The sequence below is a fragment of the Acinetobacter sp. GD03645 genome (assembly GCF_029845285.1).
GTDB classification, from domain to species: domain Bacteria; phylum Pseudomonadota; class Gammaproteobacteria; order Pseudomonadales; family Moraxellaceae; genus Acinetobacter; species Acinetobacter corruptisaponis.
In genome coordinates this window covers 138763-154588 of sequence record NZ_JAOCLL010000004.1, presented here as the reverse complement: position 1 = coordinate 154588, position 15826 = coordinate 138763, and the positions used below count along the sequence as shown (strand labels likewise).

General features: G+C 38.5%; 9 protein-coding genes and 3 pseudogenes. 6 read left to right on the top strand and 6 right to left on the bottom strand.

The features are described from left to right. The first annotated feature begins 66 nt into the window (after positions 1-66). Positions 67-2238 carry a TonB-dependent siderophore receptor gene (locus tag N5J47_RS04630; protein ID WP_279959023.1) on the top strand — a complete coding sequence of 724 codons (2172 nt, stop codon included), beginning with the start codon at positions 67-69 and terminating at the stop codon, positions 2236-2238. Positions 2239-2347: 109 nt separating this feature from the next. On the opposite strand, the gene N5J47_RS04625 is transcribed toward N5J47_RS04630, so the two are convergent. After that, positions 2348-3403: an AraC family transcriptional regulator gene (locus N5J47_RS04625; RefSeq protein ID WP_279959024.1), complete on the bottom strand. Its 1056-nt coding sequence runs from the start codon at positions 3401-3403 to the stop codon at positions 2348-2350. Between the two features lie 109 nt (positions 3404-3512). On the opposite strand from N5J47_RS04625, the gene N5J47_RS04620 reads away from it, so the two are divergent. The 3 genes from N5J47_RS04620 to N5J47_RS04610 all read left to right on the top strand — a co-directional run bounded on the left by N5J47_RS04620 (position 3513) and on the right by N5J47_RS04610 (position 6451). After that, positions 3513-4316, top strand: coding sequence for an SDR family oxidoreductase (locus N5J47_RS04620; protein ID WP_279959166.1), 804 nt, complete (start codon positions 3513-3515; stop codon positions 4314-4316). Continuing rightward, on the top strand, positions 4313-5059 hold the full coding sequence (locus N5J47_RS04615) for an acetoacetate decarboxylase family protein (protein WP_279959025.1): 747 nt from the start codon (positions 4313-4315) through the stop codon (positions 5057-5059). The genes N5J47_RS04620 and N5J47_RS04615 overlap by 4 nt, the downstream gene beginning before the upstream one ends. Before the next feature lie 153 nt (positions 5060-5212). After that, positions 5213-6451: an NADH:flavin oxidoreductase/NADH oxidase family protein gene (locus tag N5J47_RS04610; RefSeq protein WP_279959026.1), complete on the top strand. Its 1239-nt coding sequence runs from the start codon at positions 5213-5215 to the stop codon at positions 6449-6451. A gap of 91 nt (positions 6452-6542) precedes the next feature. Here N5J47_RS04610 and N5J47_RS04605 read toward each other — a convergent pair. Both N5J47_RS04605 and N5J47_RS04600 read right to left on the bottom strand, forming a co-directional pair. Beyond that, a pseudogene (locus N5J47_RS04605) lies at positions 6543-6695 on the bottom strand (zinc-binding dehydrogenase); the annotation flags it as partial. Positions 6696-6722: 27 nt separating this feature from the next. After that, positions 6723-7670, bottom strand: a pseudogene (locus N5J47_RS04600) (acetoacetate decarboxylase). 177 nt (positions 7671-7847) lie between these two features. Here N5J47_RS04600 and N5J47_RS04595 point away from each other — a divergent pair. Beyond that, positions 7848-8054 (top strand): annotated as a pseudogene (locus N5J47_RS04595) (hypothetical protein); the annotation flags it as partial. A gap of 35 nt (positions 8055-8089) precedes the next feature. Here N5J47_RS04595 and N5J47_RS04590 read toward each other — a convergent pair. Then, positions 8090-12901, bottom strand: a complete 4812-nt coding sequence (locus tag N5J47_RS04590; protein WP_279959027.1) for a RecQ family ATP-dependent DNA helicase — start codon at positions 12899-12901, stop codon at positions 8090-8092. A gap of 216 nt (positions 12902-13117) precedes the next feature. After that, the gene (locus tag N5J47_RS04585) at positions 13118-14125 is read right to left on the bottom strand and encodes an AraC family transcriptional regulator (protein ID WP_279959167.1); all 1008 of its coding nucleotides are present in this window, start codon (positions 14123-14125) and stop codon (positions 13118-13120) included. Between the two features lie 131 nt (positions 14126-14256). On the opposite strand from N5J47_RS04585, the gene N5J47_RS04580 reads away from it, so the two are divergent. Further along, complete coding sequence (locus tag N5J47_RS04580) at positions 14257-14958, top strand: NAD(P)H-dependent oxidoreductase (protein ID WP_279959028.1); 702 nt, start codon at positions 14257-14259, stop codon at positions 14956-14958. A 58-nt stretch (positions 14959-15016) separates the two neighbouring features. Here the strand turns inward: N5J47_RS04580 and N5J47_RS04575 are convergent, their stop codons facing one another. Then, entirely contained in the window at positions 15017-15763 is a 747-nt protein-coding gene (locus tag N5J47_RS04575) for an iron-containing redox enzyme family protein (RefSeq protein ID WP_267979412.1), read from the bottom strand. Between the last annotated feature and the right edge of the window lie 63 nt (positions 15764-15826).

Genomic DNA, 15826 nt, shown 5'->3' with positions numbered 1-15826 from the left:
AATTGTGAATACTCAAGCCCGAAAATTTCAGGTTTTAAAATTATCTTTTGGGGTTGGGCAATTACTGTGAAAACGTATCCATTTTCTCGTTTACAAAAGGCATTACTGGCGGTTGGTTCATTTTCATGTTTAGGCCTGAACTCAGGAGTGGTACATGCCGAAGTCAAGAATGAAATATCACGGCTTGCAACCATCACAGTAACGGCGCAAACACCACAAACTATCTATGATCAACCCAAGGTGAATTTATCGGGTTTCGCCCAACAAAATCTTGTTGAAATTCCTGCCTCCATCAGCACAGTCACAGCACAACTCATAGCGGATCAACATGCAAAAACCTTAACCGATGTTGTTAAAAACGATGCCGCTGTAGGTGATGGTTATGCACCGATTGGTTATTATCCGAACTTTGTGATGCGTGGCTTTGCCTTGAATCTAGGTTCAAGTTATTTGCTCAATGACAACCTGTTGCGAGGTGAGCAAAATGTGGCACTGGAAAACAAGGAACAGGTCGAGATTTTAAAAGGGATAAGTGCAATCCAAAGTGGGATGTCAACACCTGCTGGTGTAGTTAATTATGTCACCAAACGTCCGAAAGATGTTCGGTCCATTATAGTTGAAACAGATAGTTATGGTGGCAATCGTGTGGCAACCGACCTCGGTGGGTTGCTCGGTGAAAATCATCAGCTTGGTTATCGGGTAAATCTCGCTACAGAACAAATTCATCCCTATGTTGATCATGCTGATGGTAAGCGCCTGTTTGGTTCTTTGGCTCTGGACTGGAAAATGTCAGATCGTTCAAAACTAGAATTTGATATTGAGTCACAGCGTCAACGTCAGCGTTCAGTTCCAGGTTATCAGTTGCTGGATGGGAAAACTGTACCCACTGGAATTGACTGGGAGCGTTTGCTTGGCTATCAAAGCTGGGGCAAACCTGTCACCAATGAAAGCCTGAATGCCAGCTTAAGATATAACTACCAGATCAATGATCATTGGACAGCAAATCTGGGTGCTTCACAAAGCCGTGTCGTGGTTGATGATTATTCAGCATTTGCTTGGGGTTGCTACAGTGATGGATGCCAGATCACAGGTTTGGGTAATAGCTTTGACCAAAATGGTCACTATGATATTTATGATTTCCGTAGCCCAGATGACAGCTATCTGACTAATCAATTTAAAACAGGGTTAAACGGTAAATTCAACACAGGGACCTGGCAACATCACCTTAATTTAGAGTTGTCGCACACCTATAAACGTCATGCACAGTACGACGCAATCAATGAGCTAGTGGGTACAGGAAATATTTATACGGATAGCGTGGACTATGCACCATCCAATACGGCTTTGGGTCATCACTACAAATCATTGGACAGTCAGCAAATGGCATTAAACCTACTCGACCAGATTGATTTTAATACTGATTGGTCAGTCTTAGTAGGTGGGAAACTGCTGCATTTAAATGAAAATGCCTATGATGCTGATCGCAATAATATTCGGGACACCAGCTTTAATCGCTTTCTGCCCCAGTTTGCGCTGATGTATCAACCTTGGACAAATACCCATCTATACGCCTCTTATGCCAAAGGCCTGAGTGATGGTGGGCAGGCACCCTGGTATGCCAACAATGCATTTGCAACCTTGGCACCAAGGCATTCATCCCAGTATGAATTGGGAATGAAGCAGCAGTGGCAAACATTACTGTTTACGGCGGCATTGTTTGACCTGAAACAGGACAATCAGTATACCGATGCTGCAAGTGACTATGTGAATGATGGTGAACAGCATAATCTTGGTCTGGAACTTGGTTTGCAAGGGCGCTTAGGACAACATCTGGATATGAGCTCTACCTTGGCACTGATCCGTTCGCGTTTAAGTGATATACAGGTGCCTGAGTATCAGGACCACCAAACCCAGAATGTACCAACGGTACGTTTTGCCAGCCATCTATCTTATCAAGTACCACAAGTGGATGGATTACGTTTATTGGCAGGCATGCAGTATAGCGGTGCTAAATATGCTGACAGAACGGGTACCGTAAAAGTACCAGCCTATACTGTCTTTGATGCAGGCGCAGCCTATAATTTCCGTGCCTATGGTTATGAAAACACGCTTCGATTCAACGTTGACAACGTGTTCAATAAAAAATACTGGCGTGATGCAGGTAGCTTCTTTGGGGATGATTACTTATTTCTTGGTACACCACGTACAGCGCAGCTATCCTGGACGATGAACTTCTAAACAATATCCTTTTTGAATGTGGTTTTGAACGAATATTAAATAGGCAAATATAAAACCAGAATGCCTTGGGTAATAGGAATATTGCCCAAGTGTCCTAAAAACATATATTTCAAATTTTTTGCTTTTTCTCACGAAATTGAATTGGAGTCATTCCACTCCATTTTTTAAAGGCACGTGCAAAATTAGCAGGCTGGATATAGCCAAGGTAAAGCGCAATCTCTTGTATTTCCATATCACTATTGAATAACAGTTTTTTCGCTTCTTGATATTTTATTTCATCCAATAGGGCCAAATAAGAAACACCAGTTAGGTTGAGATGTCTTCTAAGCGTACGACTTGACATATGCAGCCGTTGGGCAACGGTTTCCAAAGATGGATAACCCTTTTGTGGTACAAGTAACAATTCCGTTTTCACTCTTAAAATAATGTCTTGAATTTGTTCTGAGAAACGAATTTGTTCAGCTTCACATTGGGCTAGAGCTTGCTGAAAAGCAGTCTGATCTGCCATTTTAGTGGGTAAATCAATAATTGAAGAGGGATAGCACACCTGGTTCTTGGCCTGATTAAAAAGAATCCTAGGCAATTGATGCCTAAATTTTTCATGATAGGGTGGCTCAGGCCAGTCAACTTGCAGCTCGACATTGGAAAAATCATGCTCAGCCAAGGATTGAGCAGTTTGAACAACACCGATCATCAAACATTCATAGAAAAAGCGCCTTAGAGTTTCTGCCTGTTCATGATGTTGGCTTATCACAGGATGAGTTTGTTTTATTTCAATAATAGATCGCTGTGTTTCTTCATAAAAGTCGATTTTATAATCTTTTAACCGCATATTAAAAAATTGGGTTGCCAGCTCAATCGCATAACGCAATGAGGGACTACTCATTAAGGCATATCCCATTGGACCATGGGCAGTCAGCCGAAGTTTTAAACCATATTGATATCCCAACCCCAAATCCTGTGCCAAAGTCAGACTTGCCCAAGCCAGTCTTGACCATTGTATGGGGGTGATGCGGGCATCCAATTGGTTGAATAATGTTAAAGGTATTTTGCTTTGATGCAATATCTCGGATGCCGAAAAACCCTTTTCAACCATAATCTCCAATAATAAATGGGCATAGGAAATAGGAATACTGGCTTTGGATAACCCATACGGATCTTTCATTTTTGTATGATATTGGCCGAAAATGATTAGTAGTATGTCTGAACTCCATCTCACGCTCAAGTTTTACATCCTGAATACTGAGATCATTCTGTTGATATGAGTATTGATGATGGGTTTACCGCCTCCGTTAAAAGAATCTCCTGTTGTAATTACTGGCGCATCTTCTGGTATTGGTGAAGCACTTGCCAAAGAATTTGCAGCACGCGGCTATTCACTCATTTTGGTTGCGCGGCGTGTCGATAAACTGGAGCTTCTCGCTGCAACCTTAAGTGAAAAGTATCAAGTTGAAGTCAGCCTACGTCCATGTGATCTTGCGAATCGTGAAGAAAGAACCAGATTCCGTAAGGAATTGGAAAAAACCAGTATTTCTATTTTATGTAATAACGCTGGCTTTGCCACCTTTGGTCGGCTGCACCAACTAAATGCGGATCGGGAGCGTGAAGAAACGGAGGTGAATGTCGTTGCGGTACAGGATCTGACTTTAGCGGTATTGCCTAACATGATTCAGCGTAAAAGTGGAGCAATCTTAATTGTAGGTTCCACATCAGGTCATCAACCAACTCCAGCCAATGCGACATACGCAGCTACAAAGGCTTTTGCAAACTCATTTGCTGAATCACTACACAGTGAACTGAATGGGACAGGCGTAACCTGTACCTTGTTGGCCCCAGGTCCAACCATAACAGGTTTCAATGAAGTTGCAGGTATCTCAAAAATTGATGGTATGGGGGGCAACTTTGTGTGGGTAACGGCAGAGCGTGTTGCCAAAGAAGCGATTCAGGGGATGGAATGTAATCGTCGTATTGTAATTCCAGGATTGGTCGCACAGGCACAAACCTTGGGAGGACGATATACACCGAGAGTCATTTTACTACCCATATTAAAACAAGTGTTTTCGAGGTTAAAAGCATGAGACAACTTATTCATGATTTGCGCACCCCAATTGGTTTGGCGAACCTTGGCAATAAGCTTTATCACAATGCTCATTATCTAACGGCTGTACTTGAGGTGGATGAAAAGAAAATGGTGCGCTGGTTGCCAGCAGGCATGAAATTGGCAAAACCAACCAGGGCTGATCTGTTTTGTGCCTATTTCCCTGAGAATGTATATACAGGGACCTACCATGAGGCTGGCCTATTTGTACATATTCAGGTGGGCAATAAAACAGGCATTTTTTGTCCGTGGATGATTCTGGATGATGATCGCGCCATGATTATTGGGCGTGAATTGCTCGGCTATCCTAAAAAAACTGGCGAAATCAGTTGGAATAATGATGGCACACGCATTATCAGTATAGCCTCTCGTCGAGGAACGGTATTGATTGAAATGAATGCAACACTGGGCGATGTTATTGAGGATGCACCGCCTATTCTGGGATTGCCACATCGTAACATTACAGGTGGTTTGGGCTTGACCTTACCAAGAGAGGTCCGTTTTACCCCTAAAGAGCATCCCATTGAAGTACGTCATGTGGAGATGAATTTACGCTTTACAGGCACAGAGAATGATCCGCTGCATGAAATGGGATTGGGCAAGGTTGTAGAGGCACGTTTACACCGCTGTGATTTGTCTGGTGGCTTGATTCCACCCATTCAAATTCCACGTTTGAAAACACCACTTTTTTTGATGCGCCAGTTTAATCCACGTGTTTTATAAAGGGTCTTGTACATCAAGTCAGCCAGGATTATTTAGATTTTTTGCACCCAACTTTCATCCCTGGCAGCACGACAATCGAGTGATGATGGAACAATTAAAGCTGAAATTTCAAATTATTTAAATTTAAACCATTATGCAAATAGGTATCTTCTAATGAAAAAATTACAAACCAGTCTAGCAAGTCCTTTGCAACAACCGCTGAAATTGCCTTGCGGTATCACCATTCCCAATCGTATTGTGAAATCAGCAATGAGTGAGCAATTGGCTGATCGTCATGGATCTCCAACAATTGCTTTACAGAAACTTTATGCTGCATGGGCGCGGGGCGGGACAGGGCTTTTAATCACGGGGAATGTGATGGTTGACCATCGTGCATTTGTGGAACCGAGAAATGTCGTGTTGGAAGATGAACAATTCTTGCAGGCAAATGCAGAATGGGCACAAGCCGCTCGGTTAAATGGTGGCAAGATTATTATGCAGATTAATCATCCAGGTCGAGTTGCTGTACTGCCGCTGCTAAAAAAACCAATCGCACCCTCAGCAGTTGGGCTGAATTTGCCACTGATGAGTGTAATTCGTATGCCACGTGCCATGAGTGAGTCCGAAATTCTGGAACAAGTTCAACGTTTTGCAAATACTGCTGGATTAGCTGTAAAGGCTGGTTTTGACGGCGTTCAAATTCATGCTGCACATGGATACCTGTTATCACAGTTTTTATCCCCCTTATCAAATATTCGTACCGATCAGTGGGGTGGAAATCCAGAAAATCGCCGACGCTTTTTAATTGAAACTGTCCGTGCGGTACGTCAAGCGATCGGAAACAACAAAATATTGAGTGTAAAACTAAACTCGGCTGATTTCCAAAAAGGTGGCTTGAGTCAGGACGAGTCATTGCAGGTTGCACTGGCATTAGAGGCGGAAAGTATCGATTTACTTGAAATATCTGGTGGTAATTATGAGTCTCCTGCACAGTTGGGCTATGCACCAGAACGGCAGACTCAGAGAGATGCTTACTTTGTTGATTATGCAACCGCATTGCGTAAGATGAGTAAATTACCACTGATGCTCACAGGTGGATTACGCCATGTTGATTTTATGAACTGTATTGTTGCAGATGGAACGGTCGACTTGATTGGTTTGGCACGCCCATTTGCTTTGCAACCAGATTTGGCAAAACAGTTATTGGCAGGAAAATCGGTACAGGAACCAGTAAATATTCCTGCGGTTGGATACAAGCCAATAGATGCTTATCTACAATTGGCTTGGCATGCAGCTCAATTTCGTCGTATTGGTCACGGTCAACAGCCTAAACCGATCAAAGGATTGATACCAACATTGGCTATATTTGGACCACGTATGGGATTTAATATTTTGACTCAGAATAAGTGCTAAAAGTTTGGATGATTATTCGAATGTAATAACGAAGTTGAAACCCTGAGAAGTTAGAATTAAACTTCTTAACTTCTCATATCATAAATAGCTGTCATTTCTTAACAATCAGGACCAGTTTACCCACATGCTCACCTTGCTGTAGAAATTCATGTGCCTGACGGGCTTCCTCAAGGTCAAATGATTTATATAGTAAAGGCTTTAGCTTCCATTTGAAAATTAAAGGCCATACTTTTTCCTGACCAGCACCGTTAAAAGTAATACATTTCATAAACTATTTTCCTTGTGATATGCGTTGGGGCATAGTTTGAAAACTTATGGATTTTTCTTTTAAGGGTTTTGGTAAATTGAGTACTGAGCATCCTGAATCACATCTAGACGAAGAATGGTCGAGGCACCAAGCTCATCCAGCAACTGACTTAAAGGCCCACCATGACGAACCAGTTTAACTTTTCTTGGCAACAGTTTCTGGGCAAATGACAGCACATTGGACTGCACCAGCGTTTGGTGCCACACACCATCCACCTGATGCAACATGGTGGCCTCAGTCATACGCGACTCAGGTTTCACATGCTGTAAGGCTGGAGTGGGTGTGGTTAAACTAAGGTCCACTTTACCTGATGGATCTGTCAGGTTTGCCTGCACCTCAGTTTGCCCAAATATCGACGTTAATTTCAGTCAGCCATTTAGGCAGTTGATATCCATATACACCACGCACTCGGGCAATTTCAGTATCGACAGGTAAGGCCAGCACATGGGCATAAAAATGGCGTTGGCGAATCGAATTCACTAATTCCAGTGCATGTGGTCCACGGGCGTTTGGTTTACGCACCACAATCGCAACAGATACTTCGTTGTAGGGATCATTGTCACAGACTGAATAGGTGAAAAAAGTCAGGGCAACCAATCCATAACCAGGAAAGGGCTGTAAGGCTTGGAGTGGTGCAGGTAGCTTTTTCCTGAGCTGTTCAATTGGAGCCAGCATCAGGACTTGAACATTGGCTGTGCGGTAATAAAAATTGGGTGCCCATACCTTACCCACTCTCGACTCAACCAGTTTCTTAGGAATAGTACGGAAATAATCAATATTGCCAGCAACAGGGTCTTTGGCGACCTCATCTAGGTCAGGATTCATTCTAAAGCGATCATAATACCCACCTTTAGGTACCTTGACTTTTTGTTGTCCAAACTCAACTTCAGTAAACTGTTTCTTTGTATTCATGTGATTTAGCCTTTAAATTGATTAAATCGCTAAATATGATGATTTAAAGTCATGTCATTCTTAGCGGGTAGAATCACTATAAGATTAAAGCTAACTTTAGAGTCAAACACCAAAATTTAAGATTTGAAAATAAAGCCACCTGTTCGTTTAATCAATGTGATGTGATTCCAACGGATTGCATGGTGTGAGGAAGTCTTGGCAGGCGTGGCAAAAAAAGTACCATATAACGCTGAAGAGTTAGCGAAAGAACACGGCGCACATTATGAAAAGAAATTTATTCCTTTTGCACCTAATGTAGTGCGAGATGGAAATCTCATTACAGGCCAAAATCCTTTTTCTGCACGCATAACGGCCCAAGCGATTATTGAGGCTTTGGAAAGTTAATACCTTTTAAAGATTTCAGGATTCAAACAATAGGTTTAATGTATTAAGTAAAGTTCAGGTAGAATGATGCGAAACTCATCTTGAAGTTCTTCTTTAGACCACAGAACGATAAAGTTGATTTTCGCAGTTTTAATTTTATAACCTGACTTTATTTTCTCTAAAAGTTCCTGTTTAAATTTTTTGGAAAATTTGATTAAATATTGATCTTTTGAATCTTTACAGCCATACATATCTGCATATAAAACATCTCCACTCAATAAATGACGAATAGATTTTGCTTGAGTAATAAAATGATCCAGAATTACATCTTTATGGGTTAGGTATAAAACAAACTCTGATAGTGGAGTATATGGTGTACGGTCTTCTAATTTTATTAAGTTTGTTGTATTAATATGATCCAGAATCGTATTATTACAAAGGATATTTAAATATCGCTTTGCACGCGTCAGTGCCACATATAATTTACGTTTCCCCTCATCATCTTGAGCATCAAACTGATTTAACATTAGAAATACATGATCAAATTCTCTGCCTTTCGATTTATGAATGGTAGATACAAAAATAACATCACCCTGAATATCATAAAAATCTTCAAGTTTTGACTCTCGTATAAACACTCGAAAATCAGACTGATACTTTTGTTCAGGATGAACTTTCTCAAATGTTTTGATCAGGTTTAAACATAAATCCAGATTCTTGCTGCGACTAAATTTTTCCTTTAATTGTACAATCGCTGTATTCCAGCGATCTTCCTGAATAATATATTGTTGTTCACCAAGCTGTAAATAATGAAAGAATGCTCTTATTTCAAGTAGATCAAATAAATTAAAACCATCATTACTTTGAATAAGTTTGGCAGGAAGATTTTGCTGTAATAATAAACTGGTAATTTGGGCTGCTTCTTTATTGGTTTGCACTAATATACACGTTGTACCAATACGATCAGTGCTTAAAACCTGTTGAATTAAGGGCTGAATTAGATGAGGTGTATCATAACGCGTAAAAATGATTTCGCCATCCTCTTGTGCTTTGGCAACGATAGGAAATTTTTTTAAGCGTTGCTGAATGCATTGAGCGAATTGATTGCTATAATCAACCAAGTTGTGTTTACTTCGATGATTTTCAACAAGTTCATATTTCTCAGCCTGATGTCGATCAATAAGTTCCTGTAAATATTTTGAACTGGCAAAAACAGGTGCAAAGGAGTAAATGGTTTGATCATCATCACCTACAGCAATCACGCGCATTTCTTCATTTTTTTGCATCAGGGTATGAACCAATTCAAACTGAACAGCATTCATATCCTGAGCTTCATCAATCACCAGGACCATTTTACTGATTCGATTGATTTCAACATCACCACTTTTTATCTTGTCAATCGCTCTTTGTACAATGTCATCAGATTGCTCTAAATTTCCAACTTTACCCAATAAATCAAAACAATAGGAATGAAAGGTTTTAATTTCCACATAGGCTGCTGCATTGCCAATCAATTGAATCAGTCGAGATTTAAACTCGTATGCAGCCGCCCTGGAAAATGTCAGCATCAAAAGTTGTTCATGTTTAACATCTTCGATCATTAATAAAGACGCTAGTTTATGCACTAAAACTCGTGTTTTACCACTGCCTGGCCCCGCCGCAACCACAATATTCTGATTTTCACTGTCCCTAATAATTTTAAGTTGGGTAGGGGAAAGGTCTCCAAACAGTCGTTGAAATTTTGATGCAGTCATTTTCTGCTTTAAAAAATCACCTTTACTGGCTGGAAAATACTTTCTTAAAAAACTGCTATAATTGAGCTGGAAATAATCTTCAACAAACTGTAAAGCTTGTTGATAATCATCAATCATTTTTTTCGCATACTCACCCACAATATGAATTTGCTGTACTTTACTTTCATAATATTGTTCTAGTTTTTTATAATCATCTTTAGTGTATTTTTTAAGATTATTTTTTTCTAACCGTTCTAAACTTAAACGATTATAGATGACCATAAAGCCACCTTCAATTTTAATTGACTCAATACGAGATAAATAAAAAAGACTATCTTCTACATCATCTAAATCAATTTTAAGTTTAAATAAATCAGTATGTTGTTCATAAGCTTGTTTTAATTCATGAATCGAGAATTCAATGAGATATTCTTCATCTTTTTCTTGAGCTGTTATAGTTTTATCATTTTTATATTTTTCATATAGATATTCGATAATGAATTTAGACAGCGCATGTCGTTTTTCTATTTTTTCTGATAGCTGCATTTTTTCAATACAATACATCAAGGCCATTTGATGGGGGTGATTTTCAATATTTTTCTTCTTTATCCAATTTTTAATTGACCAAAAATTCACAATAGTTTTAATTTTATTAGGTGTCGCCTGTAGGCAATCTGAATTTTCAATCGTTTGATTCAGCTCTTTAATTGAATAAATGTGTTCATCTACATGAATGTGTTGTAATAATAAATTCTCAATCTCCATAAAACCTTTGAGAATATCTAAGGATTTATTGGCACTGACTGTTTTTTTAATAAATGCAGTTAAATCCTGAGTATCTGCCAGAATTTTTTCATCCCGAAGAATATTTATAATTTGAATTACTTCAGCACGAACAATGCCCAAATGGTCACTGATATAATCAATCCGTGATTCCGCAGTTTCATCCGTTGCCAATTTACGGCTTTTTGTGGAAAAAAGCTTTTTGATAATCCGAATTGCTTTCTGTTTCTGTGCTTCGGTGAACTTTTCAGAATGATTAATAATTTCAATTGCTTCCTGTGCGTTTTTACATAAAATACTGTTTGCAAAAACACGGGGCATATTCTGACCACGCTTGATATAACCTGAATCCTCCAAAGCCGAAATAGCTGTAGTCACTCGAGTTTCAATATCCTCAACCGTATCATCCCAACCTGCTTTACGTGCAATTTCCAAAGCTGAATTGGATATGGATGAGCGAAAGCGGGTTGTCATCTCTTTGATGGCTTTCCAAATCTGTTGGATTTCCTTAATTGAAATTTTGGTTTGGTTTAATAAAATGAAGTGCTTACTTAAATCTTCCTCATCAAAAAGTACAAAACATTCTGCTTGCAAACTTTCATCCCGTCCTGCACGACCAGCTTCTTGCACATAGTTTTCTAAAGAATCAGAGATTTCATAATGGATGACTGCACCGACATCTTTTTTATCAACCCCCATGCCAAAAGCGGAGGTTGCCACCATAATCTGGACATCCCCTTGAATAAAAGCTTCCTGATTAGCTGTTTTTTCCTGACTATCCATTTTTCCATGATAGCCACGCACATTAAAACCATCTTGCTGTAATTGTTGTACCAATGTTCTTACACGTTTTGTTCGGGAAACGTAGACGATGGTTGGACAATTTTTATCTTCAATCAGATTCCGTAAAGCCTGATACTTTTCATCATGACCTTGCTTATCAAATACTTGATAACTCAAATTCTTACGAGAGACTTTGGCAGAAAATATTTCCAATTCCAGTCCTAAGCGATCCTTAAAATACTGGCAAATATCTTCAACGACACGCTGCTTTGCTGTAGCAGTAAAACAAGAAACAGCGATTGGTTCAGCCAAATTCTTTTTATTCTGTAGGTTTTTAATAAAATCAGCAATATAAAGATAATCCACCCGAAAGTCTTGTCCCCATGAAGAAAAACAATGTGCTTCATCAATCACAAAACGAACCACATTTCGACCCAATAACGCTTTTTCGATGGTTCTTGAACGTAACGATTCAGGCGAAATATAGAGTAGGGCGGCAGAACCATCTAATACACGTTGTAATGATTTGGAGCGTTCAATGGGATCAAGCAAGCCATTAATCGTAACGGCATCTGTAATACCATTACGCTCCAGGTTATCTACTTGATCTTTCATTAAAGATTGAAGCGGTGAAATAACAACAGTTAAACCTTTATTATTCTCACCACTCATAAGTGCAGGCACTTGAAAGGTAATTGACTTGCCACCACCAGTTGGGAAAATAGCAAGTAAAGATTTATTTTGAATGGCAGTTTTTGCAGCTTGTTCCTGTAAGGGTTTACCATCATAACTACGAAAATTTTCGTAGCCAAAAAACTTCTTCAGTCCAGTTCTTGCATTCAAATGTTGATAACAATAACTACATCCTGTTAAACAAGGCTGGTTTCTCAGCTTGGATATAATTTTTTCAATACTTGGATATTGCATTAACAGCCATTTAGGCGTAATGGAATAACGGTTTTTCGCATGAATCAGGGATAAGGTATAGGCTAACTCAACTGGATGATTTTCAATGAAATATTCTAAATCTGCCTGTTCACAAATATCTTGTGAAAATAGTTCATAGATCAAGACAAAAAGGTCATCATTGACTGGTTTGAATACTAAATAATCAAAAAATGCCTGAAAACCAGATTGATTTTTAAGGAGTAAATAGAAGATATTTTGTAAGGATACATCTAGCTCTGAGAACACCTGTATTTCACTATAAAATAAATCTCGTGTAATGATGGCATCATTTAAAGGTGAGTTAGAGGATTCGAACTGAGTTTTATAGTCTTTGTTGAGTGCATGGTATGGTCGAGCAGGAAATAACAATGCTGATAACAACAAAGTATCAATAACTTGCTGCTGATTGATCGAGACCTTAGCAAGTGTTGCTTGTAAATACTTAAAATCATGTGCTATAAAATTATGCCCACAGACATAAGCGACATCATTAATAAAAATTTCTAACTCACGGCTAGACTTGTTATGAAATTGATTTTGATTGCTCGTGATACAGCCAATGTCTAAAATTTTCTGGGTGCTTGGATCAACTTCTAAATCAAGAAATGCAATCAAGGTCATGGCAGAGTCTATAAAGGAAATGTGAATATTGGGATAGCTTAGCTTAGTCTAAAAAACACGTCAATTATCTAAATTATTTATTTCGCATAATGTATATTATGTTAAATAAATAATTTTAATAAATTGATATTAAAATAATTTTTAAAACATAAAATTTTAAATCCTTATATAAATAACTTTCCATTTCACATGAATTTATCTGATTTATACCCCAAACTATTTCAAAGATGCTTCTCTATAAAATTTTGGCGTAACACTTGTCCATTTTTTAAAAGCGCGTGAAAAATGTGAAATGTCTGCATAACCTAAACGTTCGGAAATTTCTTTAATTGATAACTGATTTTCTCTTAAAAGATTTTCTGCTTGCTGCCTGCGAATTTCGCCAATGATGTTTTGAAAAGATGTTTGCTCATTAGTGAGCTGGCGCTGCAATGTCCTCTCTGATGTATGTAGTTTTTGTGCTACCTGTTTTAATGTTAACGAACCAATATTCTCTTCATTACATGCCAATTGTTTAACCTGTGAATAAATAGAATTTATTTTTCCCTGTTTTAAAGAAAGTTTTTCAATGTCTCGTTTACACTGCTCCTGAATGAGCCGCAGAACCATTAAATCTGCTGTTTCCAAAGGAAAATCTAGTAGCTTTCTATCAAAAATCAGGCAATCATAGCCTTTATTAAAACTACAGTTTAGTAAATGATTATTTTCATAAAAAGTCGGTGCTGACTGCTTAAACTCTATATGAATATTGAGATCAGTTTTGGTCAAATCTTTTAAGATATTGGAAAAACCTAACACTAGAAACATAACTCCATGATTATTAAATTTAAATTTCTGTAAAGGCTGATCAAAATATAAATATGCCTTATCGCCAATTATGTTTAATTTAGGTTTAAAAACCAGACAATGTAGACCAATATATTGTTCTAATATTTTTATTGCCTGCCCTAAGTTCTCCGCAGCTTTCGCGGCAACACCAATATGTCCATAACATGAGACTTTCATCTCTTGGGATAAATATAAGCTAATCGCTGGCTGATGCGTCAGTAAAATCGCCCTTTCCAATAAGTAATTAAAAATATTGAAATCTATATACCAAAATGGCGCTTCTAAATGATGAGTGGAAATACCTGTTCCAGCCAATAATTGTTCTGCCGAAACATTCCATTGCTGCAACGTTTGCACCAAAAGATTGACATAGGTACCTGGTAGTTCAGGACTCATCGTAGTTTCTTGGAAATCCATCATATTGGCGTAAAATGGTAAAGACTGGCGGTTCATGAACTATGCCATGTTTGCCATTTCCTGCATAGTAAGTTATCTGAGAAATTTATTATGTTACAGGTGATTAATTTATGAATATTCTGATCGTTCATGCACATCCAGAAGCACAATCTTTTACCACAGCATTAAAAAGCACAGCACAACAGAGCTTTGAGCATCAAGGACATCACGTTGAAATTTCTGATCTTTATGCGATGAAATTTAATCCTGTAGCCTCACAGGATGATTTTACTGAATTGAATCAACCTGAATATTTTAATTACGCCCTTGAACAGCGTAATGCCTTAAAACAGAATCATTTAGCTACAGACATTGAAATCGAAATTGAAAAAGTGAAACGAGCTGATCTAGTGATCTTCACCTTTCCATTATACTGGACTTCTGTTCCTGCAATATTGAAAGGCTGGATTGACCGTGTGTTTGTCTCTGGTCTTTTTTATGGTGGAAAGCGTTTTTATAATCATGGAGGCATGGCTGGTAAAAAGGCAATGCTGTGTTTTACATTGGGTGGTCGTGATTATATGTTTGGTGAAAATTCCATTCATGGACCGATTGAACAGTATTTATCTCCAATTCAACGCGGAACGCTGGCCTATGCAGGTTTTGAGGTGTTGCCACCTTTTATTGCCTACCATGTGCCTTATATCAGCCAGCAGGATCGACAAAATATTCTTGTGGATTTTGAAAAATATCTGGAGCATCTTGATGAATTGCAACCTTTAAAATTTCCTGTTCTAGAAAATTTTGATGAAAAAATGCAACCATTAAATTGATCAAAATATAAAAACCAGACAGCTACTTAGTATTAACTAAATAGCTGTTTTAAGGATTTTAATTTTTATGCTGCAACTTATAACACTCATCAAGAGCAAGCTCATAATAGGCCAATCCTTCTTTGGCAGCTAAAAAAGCCTTTCTCTGCAAAACTGGATCTTTGTCACAGAGTCGCTTGATCAGTTCCATAGCTTCATAAGGATGTAGGTCATCATAATGTGCATGTGCTCTTAACCATGCAAGTGATCGTTTATTAATATTTACTTCTGGATGTTGGGTGTAGGTTTGAATTCCCTTATAAACCTGTATAGTCCAGTCCCCTGTTGCCCATTCAATTGCCAGATTTGTTGCAGCAATACTTTCGGCTAGACTTCCTCGATAATTGGTTGTCCAGAGAAAATGATTGACTGCATTCATGGCAGCAGGTGGTCTTACTTCATTCAGCATTTCCAGTGTAAGGCCAAACCCCATTGCCCAATCCTGATACCAGTTTAAATGGCGTTCTTCAACCTTAATATTTTGAATAAGCCAGTCTCTGGTTTCAGTTACACCATCCAATGAGAAAGAAGTTGCCTTGGCCAATGCTCCTGCCATGTAGGATGGAAAATGAGCCACTAAAGGGTAAAAGTTAAGTAATGCCGAACGAAAACATTCAAGGCTTAATGAACCACTCGCCATGTCTAAAAATAAAGGATGTTTACTCACTCTTTCTTTTGCAGGTAAAAGTTCATCCCAGAACCGTTGAGCCCATTCATTATGAGGGGTAATTTCTAGTTTTGTTGCATATTGATTCATAGCAGTCATTGCGATGCATCCTATTTCGTATGACTTGATTCAATCACATTCCATGATTGTTGCTTTTGTCTA

Excerpts from the sequence above, each read along its gene's own strand:
- N5J47_RS04625 (WP_279959024.1), bottom strand. The coding sequence starts at position 3,403 with ATGAAAGATCCGTATGGGTTATCCAAAGCCAGTATTCCTATTTCCTAT.
- N5J47_RS04620 (WP_279959166.1), top strand. The coding sequence starts at position 3,513 with ATGGGTTTACCGCCTCCGTTAAAAGAATCTCCTGTTGTAATTACTGGC.
- N5J47_RS04615 (WP_279959025.1), top strand. The coding sequence starts at position 4,313 with ATGAGACAACTTATTCATGATTTGCGCACCCCAATTGGTTTGGCGAAC.
- N5J47_RS04610 (WP_279959026.1), top strand. The coding sequence starts at position 5,213 with ATGAAAAAATTACAAACCAGTCTAGCAAGTCCTTTGCAACAACCGCTG.
- N5J47_RS04590 (WP_279959027.1), bottom strand. The coding sequence starts at position 12,901 with ATGACCTTGATTGCATTTCTTGATTTAGAAGTTGATCCAAGCACCCAG.
- N5J47_RS04585 (WP_279959167.1), bottom strand. The coding sequence starts at position 14,125 with ATGAGTCCTGAACTACCAGGTACCTATGTCAATCTTTTGGTGCAAACG.
- N5J47_RS04580 (WP_279959028.1), top strand. The coding sequence starts at position 14,257 with ATGAATATTCTGATCGTTCATGCACATCCAGAAGCACAATCTTTTACC.
- N5J47_RS04575 (WP_267979412.1), bottom strand. The coding sequence starts at position 15,763 with ATGACTGCTATGAATCAATATGCAACAAAACTAGAAATTACCCCTCAT.